This is a genomic window from Streptomyces sp. NPDC054849 (assembly GCF_053610945.1).
In genome coordinates this window covers 13,342-37,707 of the sequence record NZ_JBSGZI010000017.1, presented here as the reverse complement: position 1 = coordinate 37,707, position 24,366 = coordinate 13,342, and the positions used below count along the sequence as shown (strand labels likewise).

At 70.2% G+C, this 24,366-nt stretch carries 20 protein-coding genes and 3 pseudogenes; 11 read left to right on the top strand and 12 right to left on the bottom strand.

The genetic code is table 11. The features are described from left to right. The first annotated feature begins 215 nt into the window (after positions 1 to 215). A complete protein-coding gene (locus ACWGIF_RS10660) occupies positions 216 to 389 on the top strand; it encodes a hypothetical protein (RefSeq protein ID WP_453494134.1) in 174 nt (57 codons plus the stop codon). Positions 390 to 585: 196 nt separating this feature from the next. Here the strand turns inward: ACWGIF_RS10660 and ACWGIF_RS10655 are convergent, their stop codons facing one another. Next, positions 586 to 1,875 (bottom strand): MFS transporter, encoded by a 1,290-nt coding sequence (locus ACWGIF_RS10655; RefSeq protein ID WP_453494131.1) that lies wholly within the window; start codon positions 1,873 to 1,875, stop codon positions 586 to 588. A 156-nt stretch (positions 1,876 to 2,031) separates the two neighbouring features. On the opposite strand from ACWGIF_RS10655, the gene ACWGIF_RS10650 reads away from it, so the two are divergent. After that, on the top strand, positions 2,032 to 3,090 hold the full coding sequence (locus tag ACWGIF_RS10650) for an AI-2E family transporter (RefSeq protein WP_453494128.1): 1,059 nt from the start codon (positions 2,032 to 2,034) through the stop codon (positions 3,088 to 3,090). Next, positions 3,083 to 5,104 (top strand): prolyl oligopeptidase family serine peptidase, encoded by a 2,022-nt coding sequence (locus ACWGIF_RS10645; protein WP_453494125.1) that lies wholly within the window; start codon positions 3,083 to 3,085, stop codon positions 5,102 to 5,104. Before ACWGIF_RS10650 ends, ACWGIF_RS10645 begins: the two co-directional genes overlap by 8 nt. A gap of 79 nt (positions 5,105 to 5,183) precedes the next feature. Here ACWGIF_RS10645 and ACWGIF_RS10640 read toward each other — a convergent pair whose 3' ends face one another. Next, positions 5,184 to 5,654, bottom strand: coding sequence for a TetR/AcrR family transcriptional regulator C-terminal domain-containing protein (locus ACWGIF_RS10640; protein WP_453494123.1), 471 nt, complete (start codon positions 5,652 to 5,654; stop codon positions 5,184 to 5,186). 26 nt (positions 5,655 to 5,680) lie between these two features. Here ACWGIF_RS10640 and ACWGIF_RS10635 point away from each other — a divergent pair, with 26 nt between their 5' ends. The 3 genes from ACWGIF_RS10635 to ACWGIF_RS10625 are packed head-to-tail and all read left to right on the top strand — an operon-like array spanning position 5,681 to position 7,895. Beyond that, a complete protein-coding gene (locus ACWGIF_RS10635) occupies positions 5,681 to 5,920 on the top strand; it encodes an ABC transporter permease subunit (protein ID WP_453494121.1) in 240 nt (79 codons plus the stop codon). After that, on the top strand, positions 5,917 to 6,816 hold the full coding sequence (locus tag ACWGIF_RS10630; protein ID WP_453494118.1) for an ABC transporter permease: 900 nt from the start codon (positions 5,917 to 5,919) through the stop codon (positions 6,814 to 6,816). The genes ACWGIF_RS10635 and ACWGIF_RS10630 overlap by 4 nt, the downstream gene beginning before the upstream one ends. Beyond that, entirely contained in the window at positions 6,816 to 7,895 is a 1,080-nt protein-coding gene (locus ACWGIF_RS10625) for an ATP-binding cassette domain-containing protein (RefSeq protein ID WP_453494115.1), read from the top strand. Before ACWGIF_RS10630 ends, ACWGIF_RS10625 begins: the two co-directional genes overlap by 1 nt. A gap of 66 nt (positions 7,896 to 7,961) precedes the next feature. On the opposite strand, the gene ACWGIF_RS10620 is transcribed toward ACWGIF_RS10625, so the two are convergent. Further along, positions 7,962 to 10,640, bottom strand: a complete 2,679-nt coding sequence (locus tag ACWGIF_RS10620; protein WP_453494112.1) for an ATP/GTP-binding protein — start codon at positions 10,638 to 10,640, stop codon at positions 7,962 to 7,964. Between the two features lie 372 nt (positions 10,641 to 11,012). Here ACWGIF_RS10620 and ACWGIF_RS10615 point away from each other — a divergent pair, with 372 nt between their 5' ends. Then, a complete protein-coding gene (locus ACWGIF_RS10615; protein WP_453494109.1) occupies positions 11,013 to 11,210 on the top strand; it encodes a hypothetical protein in 198 nt (65 codons plus the stop codon). Here the strand turns inward: ACWGIF_RS10615 and ACWGIF_RS10610 are convergent. From ACWGIF_RS10610 to ACWGIF_RS10600, 3 genes are all read right to left on the bottom strand, one after another. Next, positions 11,186 to 12,187: a zeta toxin family protein gene (locus ACWGIF_RS10610; protein ID WP_453494106.1), complete on the bottom strand. Its 1,002-nt coding sequence runs from the start codon at positions 12,185 to 12,187 to the stop codon at positions 11,186 to 11,188. The genes ACWGIF_RS10615 and ACWGIF_RS10610 overlap by 25 nt on opposite strands. 292 nt (positions 12,188 to 12,479) lie before the next feature. Continuing rightward, a complete protein-coding gene (locus ACWGIF_RS10605; RefSeq protein WP_453494103.1) occupies positions 12,480 to 13,058 on the bottom strand; it encodes a hypothetical protein in 579 nt (192 codons plus the stop codon). Positions 13,059 to 13,072: 14 nt separating this feature from the next. Continuing rightward, positions 13,073 to 13,756 carry an RNA polymerase sigma factor gene (locus tag ACWGIF_RS10600; protein ID WP_453494100.1) on the bottom strand — a complete coding sequence of 228 codons (684 nt, stop codon included), beginning with the start codon at positions 13,754 to 13,756 and terminating at the stop codon, positions 13,073 to 13,075. A gap of 377 nt (positions 13,757 to 14,133) precedes the next feature. Between ACWGIF_RS10600 and ACWGIF_RS10595 the strand changes: the two genes are divergently transcribed. After that, positions 14,134 to 14,412, top strand: a complete 279-nt coding sequence (locus ACWGIF_RS10595) for a hypothetical protein (RefSeq protein WP_453494097.1) — start codon at positions 14,134 to 14,136, stop codon at positions 14,410 to 14,412. Here ACWGIF_RS10595 and ACWGIF_RS10590 read toward each other — a convergent pair. From ACWGIF_RS10590 to ACWGIF_RS10575, 4 genes and pseudogenes are all read right to left on the bottom strand, one after another. Then, complete coding sequence (locus ACWGIF_RS10590; protein WP_453494094.1) at positions 14,373 to 14,696, bottom strand: hypothetical protein; 324 nt, start codon at positions 14,694 to 14,696, stop codon at positions 14,373 to 14,375. The two genes, ACWGIF_RS10595 and ACWGIF_RS10590, sit on opposite strands and share 40 nt — an antisense overlap. A gap of 784 nt (positions 14,697 to 15,480) precedes the next feature. Beyond that, positions 15,481 to 15,780, bottom strand: a pseudogene (locus ACWGIF_RS10585) (transposase); the annotation flags it as partial. Between the two features lie 87 nt (positions 15,781 to 15,867). Beyond that, positions 15,868 to 16,098: a hypothetical protein gene (locus tag ACWGIF_RS10580; protein ID WP_453494091.1), complete on the bottom strand. Its 231-nt coding sequence runs from the start codon at positions 16,096 to 16,098 to the stop codon at positions 15,868 to 15,870. Positions 16,099 to 16,147: 49 nt separating this feature from the next. After that, positions 16,148 to 17,497 carry a tetratricopeptide repeat protein gene (locus ACWGIF_RS10575; RefSeq protein ID WP_453494088.1) on the bottom strand — a complete coding sequence of 450 codons (1,350 nt, stop codon included), beginning with the start codon at positions 17,495 to 17,497 and terminating at the stop codon, positions 16,148 to 16,150. An 88-nt stretch (positions 17,498 to 17,585) separates the two neighbouring features. Here ACWGIF_RS10575 and ACWGIF_RS10570 point away from each other — a divergent pair. Beyond that, positions 17,586 to 17,837 (top strand): annotated as a pseudogene (locus tag ACWGIF_RS10570) (HNH endonuclease); the annotation flags it as partial. 447 nt (positions 17,838 to 18,284) lie between these two features. Here ACWGIF_RS10570 and ACWGIF_RS10565 read toward each other — a convergent pair. After that, positions 18,285 to 20,555: a pentapeptide repeat-containing protein gene (locus ACWGIF_RS10565; protein WP_453494085.1), complete on the bottom strand. Its 2,271-nt coding sequence runs from the start codon at positions 20,553 to 20,555 to the stop codon at positions 18,285 to 18,287. Positions 20,556 to 20,680: 125 nt separating this feature from the next. Here ACWGIF_RS10565 and ACWGIF_RS10560 point away from each other — a divergent pair, with 125 nt between their 5' ends. Continuing rightward, complete coding sequence (locus tag ACWGIF_RS10560; protein WP_453494082.1) at positions 20,681 to 22,093, top strand: MMPL family transporter; 1,413 nt, start codon at positions 20,681 to 20,683, stop codon at positions 22,091 to 22,093. Positions 22,094 to 22,145: 52 nt separating this feature from the next. Then, a complete protein-coding gene (gene uppS / locus ACWGIF_RS10555) occupies positions 22,146 to 23,942 on the top strand; it encodes a polyprenyl diphosphate synthase (RefSeq protein WP_453494079.1) in 1,797 nt (598 codons plus the stop codon). Between the two features lie 151 nt (positions 23,943 to 24,093). On the opposite strand, the pseudogene ACWGIF_RS10550 reads toward uppS, so the two are convergent. After that, positions 24,094 to 24,267: pseudogene (locus ACWGIF_RS10550) on the bottom strand (cation:proton antiporter domain-containing protein); the annotation flags it as partial. Between the last annotated feature and the right edge of the window lie 99 nt (positions 24,268 to 24,366).

Here is a 24,366-nt window from a genome sequence, read left to right as displayed (position 1 = left end):
CCGTGTAGCCGGTCCGGCCCGAACTCCGGTCCGCCGTAAGGGTCCTCGCGGTGCGGCGGCCTCCCTCGGACACCTCCCGTCCCCGCGCCACCGCTCTCCGCGCACGGCCACGGCCTCCAATATCCATCCGTACTTGTGGGTACTGCGGCCGAATGGCGCCGGATTTGATAGTTCTGGACTGGTCCGGTGTGAGAAAGCTGCGGGAAGGACCCGGCATGTTCGATCTACTACGCCCGGAGACGGTTGTGTGTCCCTTCTGCAAGGCGACTGCCGCCGACGGTGTCGTGCGGACGTTGCGGACCGGAGCGCGCTCCCTTTCGGTGACCTGGCATGCCCTCAACTGCCCGCACTTCGCGGCCGACCGGATCCTGGCCGAGAACGAGAGCTGAGAGACTCGCCGCGGCGCTCGGTTCGCGTGCGTCCGGATCCCGCGACGATCTGACGTGTTCGTCCGGGATCACGGGTTCACGGGATCACGGGACCGCCGGCCGCTCATGGCCGGCGAACGGGCCTCCACGAGCCACCCGCGGCGGGCCCTGCAGGACGCGGAGAACGGGTTCCGGCACTGAAGGCCCCCCGCCGGTGTCACGGCGCCCCGGTAGGTTCCGCCTCCCGGGCGGCCCGGCGGCGTACCGCGTCCTCGTCGGTGTCCGCGTCGTAGGAGATCAGCTTCGGCAGCAGCGCGGCCAGTACCGCCACCGACGCCACACACGCCAGACCGCCGCTCCAGAAGGCCGCCCGGGTGCCGGTCCAGCCGGCCATGGCGCCCGCCCGGACCTGCCCGAGCTGCGGCCCGACGCTGTACGAGAGCACCTCGATGCCCGCGAGGCGGCCCCGCAGCTCCTCGGGGATCGTCTGGTTCCAGATCGTGGCGCGGCCGAGCCCGCTGAGCATGTCGCCGGCGCCCGCCAGCGCGAGGCACAGCAGCACCAGCCAGATGCCGGTCGACACACCGGCCGCCGCGATCGCCAGGCCCCACACCGCGGCCCCGAAGATCACCAGCAGGCCGTGCCGGCGGACCCGCGACGTCCAGCCGCTGGTCATCCCCAGCACCAGGGAGCCCACCGCGCCCGCCGCGTACATGAGCCCCAGCGCCCACACCGCGTCGAGCTCGTCCGCGAGGAAGGGGTAGATCGTGTTCGGGAAGGCGAAGAACATCGCCGCCAGGTCCACGGCGTACGTCCCCAGCAGCACGGGCCGGCTCCACGCGTAGCGCGCCCCCTCGGCGATCCCGCGCAGCGACGGACGCTCGGCGCCCTCGGCGGGCGGAGCCGGACTCAGCCGCAGGCACAGCAGCACGGAGACGAGGAAACCCACGACGGTGACGCCGTAGGCCGAGGCGTGACCGGCGTACGCGACGACCAGGCCGGCCAGCGCCGGGCCGGCGATCGCGCCGACCTGGTAGCGCAGCCCGTTGAGCGCTGCGGCGGCGGTCAGCTGGTCGTGCGGCACGATCCGCGCCATCAGAGAGTCCAGGGCCGGCCGCTGGAGCCCGGCCAGCGCGGACACGCCGGCCGCGACCACGTACAGCGGCCACAGCAGCGGATCCGGCAGCAGTGCGTTGACCAGGAGCACCAGAGCCAGCGCCCCGAGCCCCGCCTCGGTCAGCAGGATCATCCGCCGCCGGTCGACCGCGTCGGCGAGGGCGCCCCCGTACAGCCCGAAGAGCACCAGCGGAACCAGCTCCACGGCGCCCATCGCGCCGACGGCCAGCGGCGAGTCCGTCAGGTGCTTGATCTGCAGCGGCAGCGCGATCATGGCCATGAACGAGCCGAAGTACGTGACCGTCCCCTGGTAGAACAGCAGCCGGAAGTCGCGGCTCGAGCGCCACGGGGCGAGGTCGGGCAGTACGGCGGTCAGTCGGGAGGTGCTCACGAGAGGCCATCGTCGGCGAGCACGCCCCGCCGCGGCAACGGATTTCCCCGCCCTGGCGCCGGACCAGGTCCGTCCGAACGCCTCCGTACCCGCCCCGGACGGGCGAATCCCGGGCCGGCGCGTGGCATCGGCGGGCCCCGGTGGCACTCATGGGTCATGCCGCCGGTGTCACCGTTCCTGCGTACGGCCGCGTCGTACGCCTGGCGCCTGCTGGTCGTCGGGGCCGCCGTCTACGCGGTCTTCGCCGTACTCGGCCGGTTCCACGAGATCGCCGTGGCGCTCTTCCTCGGCCTCGTCGCCGCCGCGCTGCTGGGGTGGCCCACCCGACGCCTCGAGCGTGCCATGCCCCGGACAACGGCCGTCGCCGTCTGCCTCCTCGGCAGCACGCTGCTCCTGCTGGGCGTGCTGACGCTGGTCGGCGAGGCGGTGGCGGGGGAGAGCACCACCTTGGCCCGCGAGTTCCGCCAGGGCCTCGCCAGCATCGAGGAGTGGCTGGAGAGGCCGCCCTTCCGGATGAACCCGGATGCCCTCTCCGACGTCCAGGCCAGGGCCGGACAGTACCTGTCGAGCCACCGGTCCACGCTGCTCAGCCAGGCGGTCAGCGGGGCGGGGCGGTTGGTGCACGTCCTGACGGTCCTCGCCCTCGCGGTCTTCTGCTCGGTCTTCTTCCTGCACGGCGGCGACCGGCAGTGGGCGTGGTTCTGCGCCCAGCTGCCCGAGCCGGCGCGCGAGCGGGTGGCGATCGCCGGGCGCGCGGCCTGGCGCACCTTCACCGGGTACACCCGCGGGATCCTGCTGGTCGCGGCGACGAACGCGGTCCTCGTGGGCGTCGCGCTGTACCTCCTCGGGGTTCCGCTGGCCGTTCCGCTCGCGCTGCTGGAGTTCTTCGCCGCCTTCATCCCCCTCATCGGATCACCGGTCGCGCTGGCCATCGCCGCGGTGGTCGCGCTGGCCGCGAAGGGGCCGCTCGTCGCGGGGCTGGTGATCGCGCTGATCGTGGTCATCGGCCAGATCGAGGGACATGTGCTGCACCCGCTGGTGATGAGCCGGGCGGTCCGGCTGCACCCGCTGGTGGTGGCGATCTCGGTGGTCGCGGGGGCCATCGCCGCCGGGGTGGTCGGCGCGGTGGTCGCGGTCCCGCTGGTCTCGGTGACCTGGTCGGTGCACTCGGCCCTGCGCAGGGCCCGTCTTCCTGCACAATCGCCTGATGAGTGATGAAGACCCCTACCTGTGGCTGGAAGACGTATCCGGCGAGACCGCCCTCGCCTGGGTCCGGGAGCGCAACGCCGAGACCGTGGACGCGCTGACCGGTGCCCCCGCCTTCAAGGTGCTCGAGCAGGAGATGCGCGAGGTGCTGGACGACGACGGCCGCATCCCGTACGTCGTCCGCCGCGGCAGCCACCTCTACAACTTCTGGCAGGACGCCGACCACGTCCGCGGGCTGTGGCGGCGGACCACGCTCGAGGAGTACCGCACGGACCGGCCCGCCTGGGAAGTGCTCCTGGACCTCGACGCGCTGGCCGAGGCCGAGGACGAGAAGTGGGTTTGGGCGGGCAGCCGGGTGCTGGCCCCCGAGCACCGGCACGCCCTGGTCCTGCTGTCGCGGGACGGCGCGGACGCCTGCGTCGTACGTGAGTTCGACCTGGAGACCCGGGAGTTCGTCGAGGACGGGTTCGCAGTCGCGGAGGCCAAGACCCGCATCGGGTGGATCGACCGCGACCGGGTCTGGATCGGGACGGACTTCGGCCCCGGCTCCATGTCCGCCTCCGGCTACCCGCTCCAGGTGCGCCGCTGGCGGCGGGGCACCCCTGTCGAGGACGCGGAGCCGGTCTACGAGGGCCGGCCCTCGGACCTGTCCGCCTCCGGATGGCACGACGACACCCCCGGCTTCGAAAGGGACTTCGTCCACCGGCAGATCGACTTCTGGAACCAGGAGCTGTTCCTCCTGCGGGAGGAGGCCGCCGCCCCGCCGCTGAAGATCGACGTACCCGACGACGCGAGCGCCTCCGTCCACCGGGAGTGGCTCACCGTCACCACCAAATCGCCGTGGCTCGGCCACCCCGCGGGCAGTCTGCTCGCCTTCGACTTCGACGCCTTCCTGGCGGGGGAGCGGGAGCCCGAGGTGCTGTTCACCCCGGACGAGCGCGTCGCGCTCGCCGGATACAGCTGGACCCGCAACCACCTCATCCTGAGCACCCGCGCCGACGTCTCCTCCGGGATGGAGCTGCTCACCCCGGGGCCCGGCGGCTGGAGCCGGGCCCCGCTGCCGGGTGTCCCGCCGCTGTCCACGGCCTCGGTCACCTGCACCGACCCGGACGTGGGCGACGAGTACTTCCATCACGTCTCCGGCTTCCTACAGCCCTCCACCCTCTATCGGGGCACGGCCGGCGGGGACAGCGAGAGCCTCAAGCAGAGCCCGGCGCTGTTCGACACCGCCGGCCTCACCGTGCGCCAGTACTTCGCGACCTCCGCGGACGGCACGCGGGTGCCGTACTTCGTCGTCGGACCCGAGGACCGCCCCGGCCCCGGGCCCACCCTGCTCTACGGGTACGGCGGCTTCGAGATCTCCATGGTCCCGCAGTACAGCGCGGTCACCGGCCGCGCCTGGCTCACCCGGGGCGGCACCTACGTCGTCGCGGGCATCCGCGGCGGGCACGAGTACGGGCCGGGCTGGCACAAGGCGGCCCTCGGCGCGAACCGGGTCCGGGCGTACGAGGACTTCGCCGCCGTCGCCCGGGACCTCACCGCCCGCAACATCACCACACCCGCCCAGCTGGGCATCGAGGGCGGCAGCAACGGCGGCCTCCTCATGGGCGCGATGCTCACCCGCGATCCGGAGCTGTTCGGCGCGGTCGTCGCCCACGTGCCGCTGCTGGACATGCTCCGCTTCCACAAGCTGCTCGCCGGTGCCAGCTGGATCGCCGAGTACGGGGATCCCGACGACCCGGCCGACCGTCCCCACCTGGAACGGATCTCGCCGTACCACCAGATCCGGGCTGACGGGCCCGCGTACCCGCCCCTGCTCCTGCTCACCTCGACCCGCGACGACCGCGTCCACCCCGGCCACGCCCGCAAGATGGCCGCCCGGCTGCGCGAGTTCGGGCATCCCGTCCTCTTCCACGAGCACCTCGGCGGCGGCCACGCGGGCGCCACCGACCACCGGCAGACGGCCTTCAACGAGGCACTCGTCCACACCTTCCTGTGGGAGCGCCTGACGCCGTCGAAGTGAACGACGGACACGCGCTCCGCAGCGTGACCGGACGTCCGGCCCCCGCCGCACCCCCCTTGCGGGTGCGGCGGGGCCCGAACTACTCCTGGCGCAGCGTCTCCACCCGCTTCTCGATCGCGGTGATCAGCGCCTCCACCCTGGCGAGGGAGATCTGTTCGTCCGTCACCTCCGCGAGCTGCGTGCTCAGTCGGGTGATGTGGGGGAACCCCTGGGCGTCGACCAGGCGGTACTCCCGGCTCCAGGAGGACTCGTCGGCCTCGCGGACGTCCGGGTCGAACAGCAGGTAGGCCGCGCGCTGGCCGACGTACGCGAGGAGCGAGTCGCCGACCATCCGGTAGTGGACGGCCGCCTCGGCGCCGTCGAGCCCGGCCTCCATGACGGCGCCGAGGATGAGCTCGACGACCCGGAACTCGTTGGGCCGCCGGGTGGTCCGGCTGGCCATGGTCGAGCCGACCACCGGGTACTTCAGCGCGACCTCCAGCGAGGCGTCGGCGAGCGCCCGCAGCCGGCCCTTCCAGTCGAGGCCCTCGAGACCGTCATCCGCCGCCACGTCCTGCGCAACGCGCTGGGCCGATCGTGACCGTCTCCGCCCTCCTGGTCTCGGGGATGCTGGTCAGCACCGCGATCGTGGAGACCGCGTTCGGGATGTCCGGGGTGGGCTCGCTGCTGGTGCAGTCGGTGGACCAGCTCGACTTCCAGCTCGTCCAGGCCATCGTCCTGCTGGTCGTGGCCGCGTTCGTCGTGGTCAACGCCCTCGTCGACCTGGTGCACCCGCTGATCGATCCGCGTATGGCGGCAGCCGGGAGCGCACGATGACCGCACGGACCGCACGGACCGCCACGACCGCCCGGGCGGCCGCTGCCCGCGGCCCGCTGACCCGGCTGCTGGCCCGCCTCCGGACCCTCGGCGGCAGCCGGCTCCAGCATATCTGCCTGGTGCTCCTGGTCCTGTTCGTCCTGGTCGCGCTGCTGGCACCGTGGCTCGCACCCCAGGACCCGACCTTCGGCCGGCTCGGCGACACCCTTCTGGGCCCGAGCGCACAGCACTGGCTGGGGACCGACCAGGGCGGCCGCGACACGTTCTCCGCGCTGATCGCGGGAACCCGCACGAGCCTCGCCGGACCCCTGGCGGTGGTGCTGTTCTCCACCGCCGTGGGCACGGCCGTCGGCCTGTTCACCGCGTGGCGCGGCGGATGGATCGACACCGTGGCCGGCCGGGTGCTCGACGTCGTCTTCGCCTTCCCGGCGCTGCTGCTGGCGATCCTCGCCGTGGCCCTCTTCGGAAAGGGGATGACGGCGCCGGTGATCGCCATGGCGATCGCCTACATGCCGTACAGCGCACGCCTGGTGCGCGGCCTGGCCGCACAGGAGAAGGCCCGGCCCTACATTGCTGCCTACCAGGTGCAGGGTCACTCCGCCCTCTTCGTGACGGTCCGCAGGATGCTGCCCAACATCGCCCCGACCCTGCTCGCCCAGTCGACGGTCAACTTCGGATACGCACTGCTCGACCTCGCCGCCCTCTCCTTCCTCGGACTGGGCGTACAGCCCCCGACCCCCGACTGGGGCGCCATGATCAACCAGGGACAGGCGGCCGTTCTGCAGGGACAGCCGCTCTCCGCGATCGCGCCGGCCTTGGCGGTCGTCCTGGTGGTCGTCGCCTTCAGCGTCGTCGGGGAAAGCCTCGGCGACCGGCTCGCGGGGAGGGACTCCTGATGACACTGCTCGAGTACGACGCCCTCAGCGTCTCGCTGCCCGCCATGGCCCGCCCGATCCTGGACGGCATCAGCCTGCGGGTCGCCGCCGGGGAAGTCGTCGCCCTGGTCGGCGAATCCGGATCGGGGAAATCGGTCACCGCCCGCGCCGCCCTCGGACTGTTCCCGGCGGGCGCCGACGTCGGCGGCCGCGTCTGCGTCGACGGAACCGACCTGGTCGGCGCCGACGCCGCGAGCCTGCGCGAGGTACGCGCCGACAAGGCGGCGATGATCTACCAGGACCCCCGGGCCGCCATCAACCCGGTACGCTGCGTCGGGGACTTCCTCACCGAGCCGCTGCGCCGGGTCCACGGCTGGTCCAGGCCCCGGGCCGCCGCCCGGGCCGCCGACCTGCTCGGCGCGGTCGGTCTGCCCGACCCCGCCCGGCACATGAACCAGTACCCCCACGAGCTCTCCGGCGGGATGCTTCAACGCGTCGTCATCGCCGCGGCCCTCACCGCAGAACCGCGGCTGCTGCTCCCAGATCAACGGTCCCGGAGCGATCCAACCACCGCAAGGATCATTTCGTTAGGAGTACCTACGGCTGGCGCTCCAGCAACTCCCGGAAACCGCTCCCTTCGTGGTCTCGGGCTTCGATACTGGCCGGACGTCTATGTGAAGGAGCCGACTGTGACCGACGACGAGCAGCAGCTCGCCGCCCTCCTCAACGGCCTTCCCGGCCACGACGACGCCCGGTTCTGGCGCGGACTCAAGGAAGCAGCAGGCATCTACCGCATACGCTCGACCATGTCCTCCGCCGTCCAGGAGGCCCGGGACGGCGACTTCGAACCGCTCGCCGCGTTCGTCCTCGACGTCTTCAACCGCGACGCCCGGCTCAAGGACATCGCCGCGGCCCTCGCCACACCTCGGCAGCACCCTGCGCGCCCGTGCCTGGATCACCGACGCCATCGCGGCCGCAGACCGCATCAACCGTGCCCACGTCGAGGACCCCCCTCGACGAACTCGCCGCGAAGTGGTGAGGGCGCCGACGCACCGCAGTACGTGACCGTGGCGGCGGCCAGGTCGTCGCCTAGTCCGTGAGAGGTTCGATCCGCAGTTCGCTCGCCGCCGGGCGGCCCGTCCTGACAGGCCGCCTGTCCGGCCGGCCTACTGGTCTGTACCGAGCCGCGTTCGGCGGTCCTGGACGACCTGGTGCCAGCGGGAACTTACGGAATCCGGGCCGTCGCACCAGATCGTGGAAGACGGCGCGGGCAGAGGCAGGCCGGCCATGTAGTGGGCGAGGTCGGCGTAGTAGATGTAGTCGCCGGTTCGCGCGAGCGCGTTCAGCCTGTCGATGACCGCGCGGAGCTTGTCTTGCTCCCCGGCGATGGCGTGGTGGAAGGCAAGGGCGAGCTCGAGGACGGCTTCGGCCGCGGTGATGCCGGCGTCGCGGATCTCCGCGCGCAGCACGCGAGCGACATCAAGGCCGCGCAGGGCGCCTGCGTCGCGGACGAGCGCGGCAATCCGCAGGGTGAAGCCGGTGGCGCGGAGGTCGAGGCCGCTGAGGTACTGCTCGGCGAGGTGGAGCTCGTCGTCCGCGCGGTCGGGGTCGGTGAAGGCGAGGACGAGGGCGCGCTGGGCCTGGCTGGTGGCGCGTTCGCCCGCGACGCCGTGGTGCTCGGCCTGGTCGCGTGCGGCGGCATAGGCGTCGGCCGCGCGGTGCATGTCGCCGTGGGGCCACAGGATGTCGCCTTCGATGCGGTGCTGGCGGCCGGCCCAGCCGAGGGTGCGGGCCGTGGTGAGCGCGGTGGGGAAGTCGCCGGCGAGGCGTGCGAGGTGGGCGAGGCCGCGTCGGGCGGCCGGGGCGAGGCGGCCGTCGCCGTCGGCTACGAGCTGCATCGCGGCACGTGAGCCGGCGGAGTCGCCGAGGTCGCGCTGGGCCTTGGCCAGGTAGTAGACGGCCATCTCGTGCATGTCGGTGGGCAGCAGCCCTGTCCGGGTGACCGCTGCGAGGCGGGAGGCGGTGATGGAGCGGTGCTCGTGCTGGCGGCGGGCGAGCGCGGCCAGGAGCTCGGCGAGGGCGTCGGCCGGGGTCTCCAGGCCTGCGTCGGCGTGGGGCCTGGCCGGTGGGGCGATCGGCTCCCAGACCGAGTCGCCGACGTATGACCAGGCGGCGTCGGTGAGCCAGTCAAGGTCGAGGCGGAATTCTCGGGCCAGGGCGAGTCCTTGGCGCAGGCATCCGACCAGGAGGATCCGGTCCCGGCCGGTGTGGTCCAGCCACTGGGCGCCGAGCGCGGCCAGTGCCCGGGCGGCGGCCTGTTCCCAGTCGCGGGGGGACCAGCGGTCGTCGGCGTGGTCGTCGGCGCTGCGGATGGTCGAGCGGATCAGGCCGTGCAGGTGGTAGGGCCAGAGCCCGAACGGGTTCTCGCGGACGAAGGGCCGCTCGATCAGCCGCAGTGCCGGTGCCTGGTGCTGAAGCCCGGCGGCCGCGGAGGCCAAGGTCAGGTCGAAGGAGTCGAGCAGGGCGACCGAGCGCAATACGTGGCGTTCGTCCGGGGTCAGGTCGGACAGGGTGCGGGCGATCAGTGCGGGAAAGTCGTGGTCGAAGTCGGCCGGGACCGGGGTGTGGCCGGTGCGGCGCAGTTCGAGGAAGCGCATGACGGCCAGGTCGAGGTAGAGGGGCAGGCCGTGGGAGCGGTCGGTGATGACTTGGCGGATGTCGGTGCCGATGAGGGGCTGGCCGTCGCGGGTGAGGCGGCGGGCGAGGTGGTCGTCGCAGTCCTCAGGAGAGAAGTCGCCGATGAGGATCTGCCTCCCCTGGCCTGCGGTCGGGCGGGCGGCACGGGCTGCCGGGACGCCGCCGGCGGGAGAGGCCAGGCCCGGCCAGGCGGTCGGGCCGGTGTAGTCGAGCTGTCCCTGAAGGCCCGCGTCGGCCCACTGCAGGCGTGAGCGGCCGGTGACGACGAAGAACGCGTTCGGCATGAGCCACACCACCCGCTGGATCAAGCGCTCCAGGTCGCGGTGCGTTCGGTCTCCGACGTCCTCGAAGGTGTCGAGCAGGACGACGGGCATCGTCTTCTTGTTCGCGGGCAGCCGGGCGGGCTCCCAGGCCAGGAGGTGCGGGTAGAAGGACAGGGCTTCCAGGTCCGGCTCGGCCTCCAGCAGGTCCTCCAGCCGGGCGCAGCCGGCCAGTGCCCGGACCGTCTGACGGCGTTCGCGCAGCGCCTTGACCAGGGAACCGGTGAGGGCTCCGACGGCGGAGCCGACGGTGCCGGGCAGGAGCAGTGCCTGGGCGACGTCGGAGAGCGCGGACTGCATCTGCTGCGGCATCGCCTTGCCGAACCGCGCGGCCAGACCACCGCGGTTCAAGTACTCCTCCAGGCTCTCGCCGGGATGCTGTTGTTCCCAGTAGCGGCGCAGCGCGATGTCGAAGGCGGGCAGCGGATGGCCTACTTCGGCGAGCGCGGCGCGGATGGTGAGCACCAGGTCCTCGAACGAGGTGCCGGCCGAGCGGGACAGGTCCATGCGTACGGGAAGGATGCGCTCCCCGGACCAGGCGGGCTCGCCCCACTGCGCCGGCCGCTGGTCGGCGCCCGCGAGCGCGGCCTCCAGCTTCCTCGACAGGGTCGTCTTGCCGATTCCGCCGACACCGTGGAACACGATGACGTTGTTCCGTGGCCGTTCCAGGTCCTCGGCGTCGAAGCCGGGATCCGCGACATGCCGCAGGTGCTCGGCCAGCGCGGCTGCGACCAGCTCCCACTGCGCCTGACGGTTCGTGAACGCCTCCGCCGTCGCCACCGTGCGGTCGTTCGTGCTGAACAGCGCCCTGAGATCCCTGCCTGCCACAACGCCCCCGACATCGTTGATCAACTGTGCTCAACCTACGTGCACTGCCGTGCGTTTGGAGGAAGCATCTCGCGGATCGCCCGGTTCTCGTGCGAGGCCGGGAAGGACGGCTGGAACCTCAGCGTCCCGGGGCTTCGGTGAAGCCGGTGGCGGTTCATGTGCCGGTGTGGTTGCTGTTGCCGCAGTGCGACCCGAGGCTCGTGGGGTGCGGGTTCCTTGGCACGGAGCGCTGGGCGCTGAACAATGGGCGGGATCGTCCGACTGGAAGGCCGCCCTGCTGTGCCCGACGAACTTCCGCACTCTGCGCGGCCTTCCGCGTGCACTCCTGCTCCGGAGGTTGGCCATGGGGCGGCGGGGGAGTCGATCCGGCTGGTGATCGCCTGGTACTCCGAGCAGATCATGCAGCAACGTCGGGCTGCAGAGCCGGACCGGGGACTCCTCGAGGAGCTGCTGGAGGCCCGCCGGGTGTGCGTGGAGGATCAGCGCGCGCTGGGTGAGGCCACGGCCGAGGAGGCGGCGGAGACCCTCGCCGCGTACGCGGCCCGCTATCGGGACCTGACGGAGCCCTGACCACGCTCGCTGCTGTGGGCCGGGGGTGTGGCGTCATCTGAGGGCCGCGGTGCCGGGAGCATGGCGCGCGCGGCGAAGGTCTCCATCAGCGGTGTGGCCAGTGCCGTGATAGCCGACAGCTCGGCCTGGTGCTCGGGCAGCGCGCGGACCAGCTCGGTCTGGACGGCGAGGAACGTCGCCGCCTCGGCCGGCGTGTACGGGCGAGTCCGTTCCGCGACCAGCCCGTTCAAGACCGCCTGCTGCGCCTCGCGGCTGCTGGAGGCTTCGGCCCGGTGAAGCGGGGTGAGGCCGCGCCGGGTCACCACGACGCTGGAGATCCGCGGATGTGCAAGGGCACTGTCGATCACGGAGGGCAGCGCGCTGTAGCAGGCATCGTGACCGGCCACAGAGGTGAAGCGGGCGGGCAGCCCCTGCTGCTGGAGCAGCACGTAGCGGTGGGCGGCGCCTTGCCGGCTGTCGGCGGCCCGTACTGCGAGGACGACGATCTCGATCCGGTAGCCGGCCTCGATGAAGGGCAGGGCGCTGGCCCAGAAGTCGTCGGCATCGGCGGGGGCGGCCTCGATGATGAGGTCGCCGCGGCGGACCCGTACGTAAGTCTCGGCCTGTGTGCACCAGAGGCGGTAGTCGCCGCGGATCTCGGTTCCGGCCGTCCGGGGATGCGTGCGAAGAAGGCGGTGGTAGTCCGGGTGCATCGCCTTGAAGTCGTCGCCGCAGATGCGGATCGCGCCGCGGGCGCGCAGCGCGTGCTGGAGCTGGTCGGCGGTGCGGGACTTGCCGGACCCGGGCTGCCCCATGACATACACGACGAGGGGGCGCCGGTGGGAAGTGATGCCGGTCAGGAAGGACGGGACAATGTCCTCGTCGAAGATCTGCTGGTGCTCTTCGGCGCTGAGCGTGCGGCGGGCCTGGTCGGCCCGTGCCGGCGCGCGCGGCGTCGCCGGATGGGGCGTTCCCGTGGCGGGGTGCTGGGGTTTCACCGCTCCTCCTCCTCAGGTGTTTGCCGAGGAGACGGTCTGAGGAGCTCGAATCGGTCAGGGTTGGGAAAAATAAGTGAGAAGAGTCTGGCCCCACCATTTGGCGGGGCCAGACTCCTGCGGAGTTGTGGTTAGATCTCGCTAGCGAACTGGATGGTTACGGCCTCACCCCCCAAGGGGCCTTAACCTTCCTTTCGTACCAGCGGATCCAGTGATCTCTACTCCGTCTCCTTCCAGGCTATAACCCGACACAGCTCAGGACTGTTACCTTCCGCCAGACTGATGCCACATATCATCAGTCCTCCCTTCTGGTCACGTCGGGCAGTTTGCCCGACTGAACTTCAGACAAATCAGCCGATTGCTGATTTCGCACTGATGGTGCTTGATACTGCTGTCGGTCCCTCGGTTGTTCGAGCAGGTGCATCCGCTGCGAGAGGGACTCAACCCTTTGAAGGGCGCTGGGCCGCTCTTCAAATTCATTCAGTGAAAGGTCTACGACTTTTGCGACTGCCACTTCGTCGCCGGCCTGCGCTGCGTGGAGCCACCACGCATGTGCCGCTTCCTCTTCGTCGACGACCTCGATGATCTCTGCGATTCTCCTGTAGACGCCTCCTGTCTCCTCGCCCTCAGCCACACGGATGAGCCCGTGCAGCTCGTCCAGGAGCTCCTCCCTGCTGGGCAGGTCAAGCGACTCCTGGGCATCCCCCTCATCTCCGCCGTGCCACGGGTCGGCCCCGTGGGGACCGACCACGCTGGCATCCGGGCGGTAAGCGATTCCGAGCGCGGGCAGGACCCGCGCCAGGAACGCCCCCGCGTCGAACCGTTCGCCGGATCGGGGATCTACGGCCGCCTCGAGACGTTGTTCAACGTCCATGGCTGCCTCCCTCCCTATTCCTGCTTCTCGGCTTCTCTGAGAAGGGCCATCGCCTTCTTCTCTTCTCGACCGACGGTACTCACGGATATATTCAGTTCTGCCGCGATGTCCGCGACTTGCATCTCTTCGAAGTACCGCATCGTGACGATATCCCGCTGCCTGACCGGCAGGAGTTTCAACATTCCCGCCAGGTGCATCCTCTGCACGACTTCGAGATACTCCCGATCCAGTACCTCACGCTCTAGCCGTAACTGGACTGTTTTTCCACTTTCACTCCTCTCTCTTCTCAGCAGGTCGTAGTAACTTCTGATCACACAGGAACTCGCGTATCGCGACCTGTTCTCCACCGTGCGCCGGATGCGCTCCCATTTGAGCCACAATTTTTCTGTGGCGATCTGGAGAGCGTCCTGCGACCGGTGATAGTTCTTCTCTTGCCGGAAGGCAATTCGGAACAGCCGCTCAACGTTCGCCTCGAGAAAGTCGACGAACTCTTTCTCGAATTCCTGTGCCGTGGCCGTTCGGGGCTGATAGGCGGTGGCTAGGCCGCACGACAGCTGGAAGGGCACGTAGTTGTGCTGGTGTGAGCAGGCGGGTGTGGCACCCGCCGGCCCCCCTGCTGCTCGACGCGGCGCGAGCGCAGTCACCTGAGCGGGCGCCGTGCCGGTGCAGCACGGATAGAAGGGGTCGCCGACAAGCATCGACGGCTCCTTTACCGATAGGGCGTCTCGGACCCTCGGCCCAGTTGAGGGACCGAGTCCGACAGACCGAGGAAGCTGGTCCTGATAGGGAGACGCCGCGGCGCGGCCTCATCTGTCATCCCATTTCAAGATTTTTTGAAGTCTGCAGTCCGGGCAGTCCACAGAACCGAGTTCATGCAGGTCGCAGACGTGTGGAGCTGACGGGTCCTCTGGCGTGTACGGGGCGAACGGGCTTCGCGGCGCGCCGGTCGCCGCCAGCAAGGTCGCCGCGGGCCTGCAGCCCCAGCGGCGGATGCTGGCCGCTGCCGCTGACGCGGCGACGGAAGTGGAGAGAATGATCCTTTTACCATCAAGATCATTTCAGGAAGGTGTTTCCCGTGCCGGACCCGAACACTGTCGGCTTCGAGCCCTTGGACGGCGACGAGGACCAGCTCGCGCGCGACGCCGTGCGGGAGGTCATCGCCTTCTACAACGCCCGCATCCTCGACGAGCGCCGGGCGCCCGCACCCGACGACGAACGCATCGAGCACTTGAAGGCCGCCAGGCAGGCCGCGATCGACGACCAGACGCGCCTGGACACCGCCAGCCCTGGCGATGCCGCCCGCATCGCCGCCGACTACGCGGCCCGGATGAGGGGGCTCACCGACCGATCGTAGCGTCCAACGGGCAAGGGCAGCGGCCGCACCGCGGTCCGGAGGCGTTCGATCCGCGCCGGCTGCATCCAGATCGGCATCAGCTGCCGGGCAAGGCCCGCGATCTCGTCCAGCTCCCGACGGTCCCGCGGCAACGCCTGGCGCAGTACCTGGTACAGCGCCAGGAACGCCGCGGCCTCCGCTTCGGTGTAGGGGCGGGCCCGCTCCGCGGCGAGTGCCCAGGCCAGTTGGGCGCTGTCATCCTCGGAGCGAAGCAGGGCCTGGCCGTCGCGGCGGATTAGCGTCACGGCCGAGATCGCCGGGTGGACCCGTGGCGGTGTCGGAGATGTCGGTGAGCGCACGGAAGTACTGGTCGTGGCTGGCGCGGGAGGGGGAGCGTCCGTTCCCCGTGGCGTCCTGCTCGCTGCTCCGCTTGGTGATGGGTGCAAGACGGATGAATGACGCCCTGCTGATCTTCCCGGGGCCCTCTCTCGATGCAGCGCAGTATTCGCACGACGCAGACGGCGCACAGGTGCTGCTTGTGCAGTAGGCCTCCCGCCCGGAGCAGCAGCTGCTGCTTGCTGCACCGGCCTGCTGCTCCTGGCGAGTACGCGACCTTCCGGCCGACTGATCGCCTGGTCTAAACAGCCAAGGCCGGCAAGGACCGGGCCGACCGGGTGAGCCCTGACCCTCACCTGCCGCTGCCCGCATGTCATAGGAATTAAGAGCAAGCACTCGCTGCTTCAGGCACTCACGAATACGGGCGGCGAGCCATCTGCGTCGAGCGCCGCCGCCTCTTCGAGACCAAGCACCGAGACCGGCTGTGAATGGGTGGGCTGGTGGCAGCGGGGTGGGCGTCAGCCGGGTCATCGCGGCCGGCTGCGGCGGCACGGAGGTGGAGTTCACACCCGCCCCTGCAACTGACGCGCCCGCCACCTTGCCGGCCACCTCAACCCAGCTGGCCCTGAGCATCCCTGGATCGGCGTACGGTTCACTGCCATCTGGCGCAGCCGCGCGCCCTCGACCCGATCCTGGTCGTCGCCGGACTGGTCGCGAAAGTCAGCCCGGACACCGCCGTCGCCCTAAGAGGTCCTAACAAAGGCGTTGGACGTGTCGGTGGGTGATGAGGCAGGTGGCGAGGCCGAGGAAGGCTTCGTGGATGTCGTCGCGTCGTTCCCATCGGATCCGTAGCCGGCGGAAGCCGTGGAGCCATGCGATGGTCCGTTCCACGACCCACCGGTGGACGCCGAGGCCGGAACCGTGTGGGACGCCGCGGCGGGCGATCACGGGTTTGATGCCCAGGTCCCAGACGAGACGGCGGTATTTGTCGTGGTCGTAGCCGCGGTCGCCGAGCAGACTGTCGGGTCGGTTGCGTGGCCGTCCGACCAGGCCGGCGACGGACGGAATCTTCTGCAGCAAGAAGTTATGGACAGGGTTCTGTCGCTGTCCGCTGGGTGGAGTCCGGTGTTGCCGTTGGTGTTATGCGGGCGGCTGGGTCTGGCTGCTGTTGAAGATCCGGTTGAGGTGGTGATGAAGTACCGCGATGGCCGACTCCGGTGTCCGTTGGCCGACCAGAATGCTGGTGCCCATGGTCGCGGTCATGGCGAGCAGGCTGACCGCTTCCGTGCGTGCGTCGACGGCTGGATCGGCCAGGTGGGTCTCCTGTGCCTGCTGGAGCAGTCCGGTCAGAGCGTTCTCGGCGGGTGACACCGCCAACTCGGCGGGCCGACCGACCCTTGGGATTGCGCCAGGCAGATCCTCAGAACGGGGGTTCTTCGCTCCAAGCGGCGGTGGTCGAGGGCTGTGGCAGACGAGGATTGTCCTGATGCAGGACGCCCACGGCCTCTTCGATGCGGCCAAGGTCAATGAGGTACCCAGCCAGGTCGTGGCGGTTTTCGAGAGCGTGCGGGCGCAGGACCGCGACGGCCTCCTCGGTTCGTCCGGCGCCGACGAGCAGCTCGGCAATGTGTGGTGCCGCGTACGGGGTCATGCCCTCGGGGTGGGAGCGGGCCTGTGCGATCGCTTCGTCGACGCCGTCGCGGGCGGCGACCAGCGGCAACCGCATCCAGTACAGGTCCCAGTCTTCCTCGCCGCCGCGGGTGGCGGCGAGGGCGTCGAGATGCGCCAGGCCGTCCTCGGGGCGGCCCTGGTCGAGATACAGGCCTGACAGAACATGGAGGATCCAGTCGTCCCCGTTGCGGGCGTCGGCCTGGAGGCGCATCACGTCGATCGCCTCGTTCCCCCGGCCGCGGCGGGCCAGGAGCTGCGCAAGCTCGAAAGCCTGGTTGGGATCCTGGGCCCCCGATCGGTCGGTCTGCCGGTACGCCGCAATCGCTCCCTCCACGTCGCCGCGCTCCTCCAGCAGCCTCGCGAGCCGTCGCACGAAGTCTCCCGACCCGTCAGCCGCCGCGGCTGCCCGAAGCTCGTCGAGTCGGCCGTGCCGTGCCAGCAGCCCAGCCAGTTGCTCACGGTTGAGCAGCGTGGCGCCGTCGGGGCGCAGCAGGGTGATCGCCTCGTCGATGCGACCCTGGCGCTCGCGGATCGTGGCGAGCAGCCCGATCGCCGTGTCGCGATCGAGGCCCCGGCAGCACCACGGAAAATCGGAGCACCGGTGCTCGGTCCGGCCGGCGAGCAGCGCGGCGGCTTCCTCGTCGCGGCCAGCGACGGCAGCGACATCGACCAGCGCCACGGCGAGGGACCGCTCGCCGATGTGCGGGCGCAGCAGGATGAACGCCTCCTCGGCGCGGCCATGCCGGGCCAGGAGACGCGTGTAGGACTCCAGAGCCATCGGGTGTCCGGCCTCCATACGGATCCGGGTGGTCTCGACTGCCTCGTCGACGCGACCCCAGCCCTCCAACAGCTCGGCCGCGGCGACAACGGCCGTCCACCAGCCGGTGGTCAGGTACGGGGCGAGCACCTCCAACGCCTCGGACTGGCGGCCCTGCTCACCCAGCAACCGCGCCCAGGCCAGCGCGCAAAACCACTCCCCACGTCTGGCCTGCAACTCCACCACGTCGACATGGCCAAGTTCGAGCAGCCGCGAGACCAGCTTCGGCGGGATGCAGCCGGACCTGGTCCGGGCTCGGTAGTCAAGATCAGCAGCGTCCACGGGTACGCACCATAGCGCTCGCCCCTGACATCTTCCCGGCCCCACCAGCGGCTTCGAATACAGCACAGCTGCATGACGCTCCCTGCCAGCTGGAGCGTCGGCGTGGACGGCGGCGCGGCGGGAGGCGTACGCGAACGATCAGGGCCAGCCGACCTCCCTGGTCGCCGTGACGGCGCGGTCGAACCGGTCGAAGGCGGATCAGGACCCGGCCCAGTGGCTGCCGCCGTCCGCGGACGCGCTGTGCCGGTACGGCGCCGAGTGGACCACGACCAAGCTCCGCTGGGGCCTCGCAGTGGACGAGCTGGAGCGGGACCGGCTGCTCGACATTGCGGCCGGCTGCGGCGGCCGCCGTGGCATTGACCGCTTTCTCCTGGGTCGGATGGGAATGACGGCCACGGCCGCATGCCCGAAGCGATGGCAAACCTCGTCCTGGGAGTGATGCCGATCCGCATGCCCTACACAGCCGACTCCTGACACCACACCTCAGGCCTACACGGACGACGACCAACCTTCACCTGAAACGACAGGAGCTGAGGCGGTTTCGCGGTCTGTATGAGTCCGGTGCGATGAGCCTGCGGGAGATCGCGAAGGAGACCGGGCTCAACCGGCGCACGGTCGTGAAGTATCTCTCGGGCGGGTCAGCCACGACGAACCAGCTTTTTCTTCCTCCAGGCTGCAGACAACCCACGCATCCCACTGCAACGCACACGACGCCCATCAAGGGCACGCAGCCGGAAACGGCTCGGGCGAGCCGCTCACAGGACTCCGCCGGGCATGGTCAGGGCAGTTAGCGTTTGATGCGTCCGCGGACGGCGAGGACGGCCAGGGCGAGAAGGGCGGGTTCTACGAGGCGGGAGGTCATCTCGGTGTAGGTGCCCGCGGTGGTCAGGTCTTGCCCGGACGAGCGGAACACCACCGAGTTGAGCGTGACGTTCAGGGCCTTCTCGAAGCGCTTGCCGGTGAACCGGTTCCCGGTGGGGTTCTGCGGGTCGCCCTTTTCGATCTCGAAGGTGACCTTGCCTCCGCCGGACGGCACGGTGCCGGTCGCCTCCTGCTTAGGGTCGTCCTTCGGGAGCCCGAAGCCCATCAGCAACACGAGAGTGACGAGCATGGCGACCGCGAGCCAGCCCAGGGCCCGCAGGGCACGCAAGCCATAGCCGGAGAGTATCCAGTAGGTGTGCAGCAGTCCGCGTTCGGCGCGGGAGGTGGTGGTGCGGTCGTGGCGGCGCATCTCCATCTCGCCGTAGTAGAAGTCGGCTGCTCCCGGTTCGTTCTTGCTGTCCTCGAACGCCTTGCGCAGCGCCCGGTACACCGGTGCCAGCTGCGTCGGGCCGGCGCGCCCGGTGCCGAGCACCGGCGCATTCCAGCCTGGGACGGCGTCCGGCTGCTTCGCGCGCCAGTGGTGTTCCTCGGCAAGGGTGCGGCGCGGGGTGAACCGTGTTGGGCACCCGTACCGCCAATGCGTGCCGGGCGGGACCTCAGCGAAGGAGCAGGCACCCTCCAGCCGTACCTGATCCAGGTGCACCGCGCCGGTGAACAGGCACCCCGACAGGTCGACGTCGGCGAGGACCAGATGCGCCGCGTCCACCCCGCGCAGCGAAGTTATCCGCACCGCGGCGTCAGGCGCGTGGGCGAAAGCCCGTTCCTCCAGCGGCTCACCGGTTGAGAGCACGAAGGGGTCGGCCTCCGCAGCGATGGTGAGGGGGTACTCGAAGACCGCGTGAGCGAAGTCAACGCTGGTGTAGCGCAGCCGCACCTCCGCCGTGGACAACCAGCGGGTCCGCCGGCACTCCAGACGGCGCGCGGCGAACGAGAGGGTCGCCGGCCCGTTGAACACCGCCCCGGACAGTGACATCCGCCCAGCGCACACCAGCGGCCCCAGGCTGACCCGCCGCTCGAAAACCGCCGATTCAAACTGGGTATCGCCCTGGAAGGTCACCGATTCGAAGCGGGCGTCACCCTGGAAGGTCGCCGCCCCGAACCGGGCGTCGCCTTCGAACACCGCCGACCCGAACCGGGCGTCGCCCTCGAACTTCGCCGACCCGAAGCCGGCGTAGCCCTGGAAGGTCGCCGACTCGAACTCGGCGTAGCTCTCGAACTTCGCCGACCCGAAGCCGGCGACGCTCTGGAAGGCCGCAGACGCGAACTCGGCGACGCTCTGAAAGGTCGCCGACTCGAACTCGGCGTCGCCCTGGAAGGTTACCGACTCGAACCCGGCGTAGCCCTGAAAGGTCGCCGACAGGAACTGGGCGGAGCTCTCGAACTTCGCTGATTCGAAACCGGCGTAGCTCTCGAAGATCGCCGACTCAAACCTGGCGTTGCCCTGGAAGGTCGCCGACCCGAACCTAGCGTTGCCGAGGCGTGCGTATCCGGTGGCGGGGTCGCGGAGGGCGTTGAGGAGGGCGTCGAGAAAAGGTTCGGTGAAGGGGGTGCCGCGGTGGTCGATGTCGAGGCCTGGGGTCAGGCCGGCCAGGTAGGCCTCGCGGTCGGCGTCGGCCAGGTGGGCTAGGCACGCGGTGTAGCCGGGGACGTGGATGCCGCGGCAACCAAGAGGGTCGTCAGTGGGGTTTGCGCCGTGTGCGCAGTGCGACCAACGCGGCGGTGTGGGTGTGCTCATGGTGCGGCGGCTCCACGGTGTCAGGTGTTCATATGGACGCTGCAGGAAGGGGAACGGTTCACCGGGTGTTCCCTGGCCGACGCGTTTCGTGCTGGTGGCGAGGGCGGCAGGCCGCAGGGTCCCGGGGCCATAGCGTGCGCGGACGCGGTCGGTGACCGCTTCGATGGTCAAGGCGCGGTCGTTGTTGGGACCGAGAGTGAGTTGCTGGGTGGCTTCGGTCGTCGGGCGGAGGCCTTGTGCGCGCAGGGTGATGCCACGGACACGGGCGCGCTGGAGGGCGAGCAGGTCGTAGAGCTCGTACGCCGCGGTGGCGATCGCGCGGGTGTGTGCGGTTGCTTCGGTGAGGGTGCGGCTGCGGGTGCTGGAGCTGTGGTCGGCGTAGCGGACGGAGAGGACCAAGCCGCTGGCGGCCTGCTGCCCGTCGCGCAGGCGGCCTGGCACAGACGGAGCGCGACGGTCTGGCGAACGTCACACTGCTGGCCCTGCCGCATGCCGCCGGCCAGGACCCTGTCGACACGACGGAATTCATCACTGCCCTGGGCCAGGATCCACGTATCACCACCGCCGTGGCGCTGGACAACGGCCGTGACCTCACCGTCGTCGCGGTCGCGGACCGGATCCCGGTGGACAGCCCTGCGGCCGGAAAGCTGCTGGACGACGAACGCCGGCTCGGGCAGTCCACCCTGCCCCAGGGGCAGAAGATTCTCGCCGCGGGGGGAGCGGCTGCCCTAACCGACCTGCAGCGCGCAATGCGCTCCGCCCTCACCCAGGTGGCGATCCTCGTCCTGGCGGGCGCTTTCCTGCTCATGCTCGTCGTCTGCCGCAGTCTTGTGCTGCCGGTGAAGGCGATCGCGATGAACCTGATGGCGACCGGGGCGGCCTGCGGGCTGCTGAGCTGGTTCACCGGGCACACGGTCAACGTCCTCGTTCCGCTGATGGCCCTGACAGTCGTCTTCGGCCTGTCGCTGGACTACGAAGTCTTCCTGGTGCACCGCATCACCGAGCACCACCGCGCAGGCGCCGCCTGCCAGGAGGCCGTGGTGCGCGGCCTGTCCAGCACAGCTCAGCCCATCACGCTCGCCGCCACCACCATGTCCGTCGTCTTCGCCGGCCTCCTCGTCACCGGCCGCCAGGAACTCCGGCAGGTCGGTTTCCTCGTGGCTGTCGCCGTCCTGCTCGACGCCACCGTCATCCGCCTTCTCGTCGTACCCGCTCTCATGCGTCTGCTCGGCCACCGCAACTGGTGGCTCCCCAGCCCCCTCGCCCGCCTGTGGCCACCCCTGCCCGCCCCGCCCACCGCCCCACAGGTCCCGCGGCCCGGCAAGGCCGCCGACTCGTACACCACCACCGCCTGGTCCCACAGTGAGGAACATCCTCATGAACATCACCGCGCCGACACCGCTCACCTGGAGGACCTGGACGGCAGCGACGGCCGTTGTCCTCACCACGGCCACTCTCACCGCTCCGACTGCCGGATCCGCCGAGGCACGCACCACCGCCATCGCGGCGAACCCACCCCACACAGCCCTGTCCTGCCGGGCCGCGACCCCACCGAGCCGCCCCCTCACCTTCACGCCCGCGCTCACCTTGAGCCAGCGCACCACCCGCATCACAGCAACCCTCCGCCTGACCGGATGCACCCCCCCAGCGGCCCCCACCCACAGCTACGCAGCGCCACCCTCGCCCTCGACGGCACCGCCCGGGCCGGATGCAGTGGCGCCTCCACCCCGGACGGCTCCGCACGCATCACCTGGTACAACGCCCAAGGCCACCACGCCGGAACCTCCACCGTCCAGTCAACCCCGCGCTTCGTCAACAGCTACAACCCCGGCGACGCCCTCCTCAGCGGACGGGTGACACAAGGCCCGCTGCGCGGAACCCGGATGACGGGCACCGCCACACCGACCAGCGACGTCAGCGGCTGCGCCGTCCAGGGGCTGCGCACCCTGTACGCAACCGGAACGCTGAAATTCCAGTGAGGGCCCTGGTCCTTCCCCCCAGTCCCGCTTCTCCTAGCTGCGTGGAGGGCACGTGATCCATACCGCCTACTCCAAGGCGAGCCTGCATGACGCACGTCTGCGGGAGGCGTACAAGGTGTGCCTGCACCTGCTCCGGCGGCGCTACCCCAGCGAGAGCGACTGCCTGGCAGTGCTGCCCGCCAAGGTGCTGCTCAGTTTGTCCCCGGTGCTGGCATCCGGGAGTGTGATCGACGACCTGTCGGACAACGGAACGGCGTCGGCGGACGAGCGTGCGGGACAGGCGTCGGCCTGGATCACCATGCTGGAAGAAGACATCGAGCGCGGCGACAGCACCGATCCCGTGCGCCGGGCGATGGCGCACCTGACGCGGACGCTAGACCTGCCGGCCGACAGCGTGTGGCTGATGCATGAACGGATCGCGCGGGACGCCGTCAAGACCACCCCGCAGACATGGCAGGAATGGGCCGAATACCAACGAGCGGCCCTGGGCCCGATCCTCATCGCGGTGGACTGCGTCACCTCACGGCTCGGAGCGCCCCTGATCATGTCCGCAGGACACGAAGCGGCACTGGTAGACGCCATGCTCGGCTTCCAGCTGACCGACGACCTGACGGACTTCGCCGAAGACCTTGAGCGTGGCTACGTAAAACTCCCCGTGGAGGCGCTCGACGAGTGCGGCGTGTCAGCCGAGGACCTCCTCGCCCGCCGGTGGACACCGGCCACCGCCCGCCTGGTGCGCGCCGCGACCGAACGGGCAAGCGCATGGCTTTGCCCGCAGGAGCCCACCGTCCACTGGTCCGTCACCTCAGCCCTGCTCACCCGAGCGTTCACGAGCGTGTACCTGTCCGCACTGCGCAAGGTCGAACGCGCCGGCCCCGCCCTCCTGTCGCAGAAGGTCTCTCTCTCCTCCGCCGCCCGGCAGCGCATCCTGCTGCCCACCCGCGCGGCGGCAGCCCTGGCCTGGAAACTCAGCCCCTACACACGCCATACGCCCACGGCGCACACCCCGCACGAGCATCGTGACGCCGCAGACCTTTCCGGCCGCCTGCCCGCCCCGCGCACGACGGCGCTGCCCCCGGCACCCCACCCGTCCGGAGCACGACCACCCGCCATCAACCCCGCAGCGTTGCCCCGGCACGTGGCCGTCATCATGGACGGCAACGGCCGCTGGGCCGCCGACCACGCCCTGCACCGCCCCGAAGGGTACCGGGCGGGAGCCGACGCACTGCGGGACGTCGTAGACGGCGCACTGGAGATCGGACTGCCCTGCCTGACCGTCTACGCCTTCTCCACCGAGAACTGGAACCGCTCCTCCACCGAGGTCGAAGCCATCCTGGACGTGGTACGCGACAACATCGCAGACCAGGAGCTGTTCGACCGCGACCTGCGGTTCTGCTGGGCAGGCGTGCCCGACGGCCTCCCCAAGGACCTCGTCGACGGACTCCGGGAACGTGAGCGGACCACCCGGCACCGCACCGGCCTCACGTTCACCATGTGCGTCAACTACGGCGGTCGCAGCGAGCTCGCCCAAGCCGCCCAAAGTCTCGCCCGGGCAGTCGCGACCGGCGAAATCAACCCGGCAAGCATTAACCAGCGCGCCCTCGCCCGACATCTGCCCCACCCTGACATCCCCGACGTCGACCTGCTCTGGCGCACCGGCGGGGAACAACGCACATCCAACTTCCTGCCCTGGCAGAGCTCCTACGCCGAACTGCTCTTCACCCCCACCTACTGGCCGGCCATCGACCGCTGCGATCTATGGCAGTCCATCACCACCTACACGCAACGCCAGCGCCGCTACGGCACCGCACCCGTCGAGAACACCGCCGCGATTCCGAACGCAAGGTGAAACGAACTACTCCACCGCCGGGTCCTGCCCCGGACATCCAGCAGACCCCCTACCTTGCGAAGGACTGACTGAGCGTCCCAGCGGTCCCTTCTCCGCCTCGCTCCGCAGGCGCCACATCTGGTGCCAGGTGGCGAAGTGATGAAGAAGCCGCCGGGATGCTCGCGGGGTCGGTGCGCAGACCGAAGAAAGCGAAGAACACGGCCGCGAATAGGTCCCCAAGCGGGCTCAGCAGGGTGTGGGTGCCCTCGGCGACCTCGCCGGAGAGGGCGATGCCGACCAGGAACGCGCCGACTGCCGCGGGCACTGGCCCGGAGATGCTGGCCAACTCCTTCGCGCCGCCAGGGCGCCTGTCCCGGAAGGCCCCCGACGGCCCGTACGCCGGCGGAGCACGGTGTGCAGCATGTCATCGGTGATGACCGACGGC

What these genes read in the sequence shown, in the direction of transcription:
- ACWGIF_RS10660 (WP_453494134.1), top strand. Translation starts at nt 216, where the DNA reads ATGTTCGATCTACTACGCCCGGAGACGGTTGTGTGTCCCTTCTGCAAG.
- ACWGIF_RS10650 (WP_453494128.1), top strand. Translation starts at nt 2,032, where the DNA reads ATGCCGCCGGTGTCACCGTTCCTGCGTACGGCCGCGTCGTACGCCTGG.
- ACWGIF_RS10645 (WP_453494125.1), top strand. Translation starts at nt 3,083, where the DNA reads ATGAGTGATGAAGACCCCTACCTGTGGCTGGAAGACGTATCCGGCGAG.
- ACWGIF_RS10630 (WP_453494118.1), top strand. Translation starts at nt 5,917, where the DNA reads ATGACCGCACGGACCGCACGGACCGCCACGACCGCCCGGGCGGCCGCT.
- ACWGIF_RS10625 (WP_453494115.1), top strand. Translation starts at nt 6,816, where the DNA reads ATGACACTGCTCGAGTACGACGCCCTCAGCGTCTCGCTGCCCGCCATG.
- ACWGIF_RS10605 (WP_453494103.1), bottom strand. Translation starts at nt 13,058, where the DNA reads ATGGACGTTGAACAACGTCTCGAGGCGGCCGTAGATCCCCGATCCGGC.
- ACWGIF_RS10600 (WP_453494100.1), bottom strand. Translation starts at nt 13,756, where the DNA reads ATGCTTGTCGGCGACCCCTTCTATCCGTGCTGCACCGGCACGGCGCCC.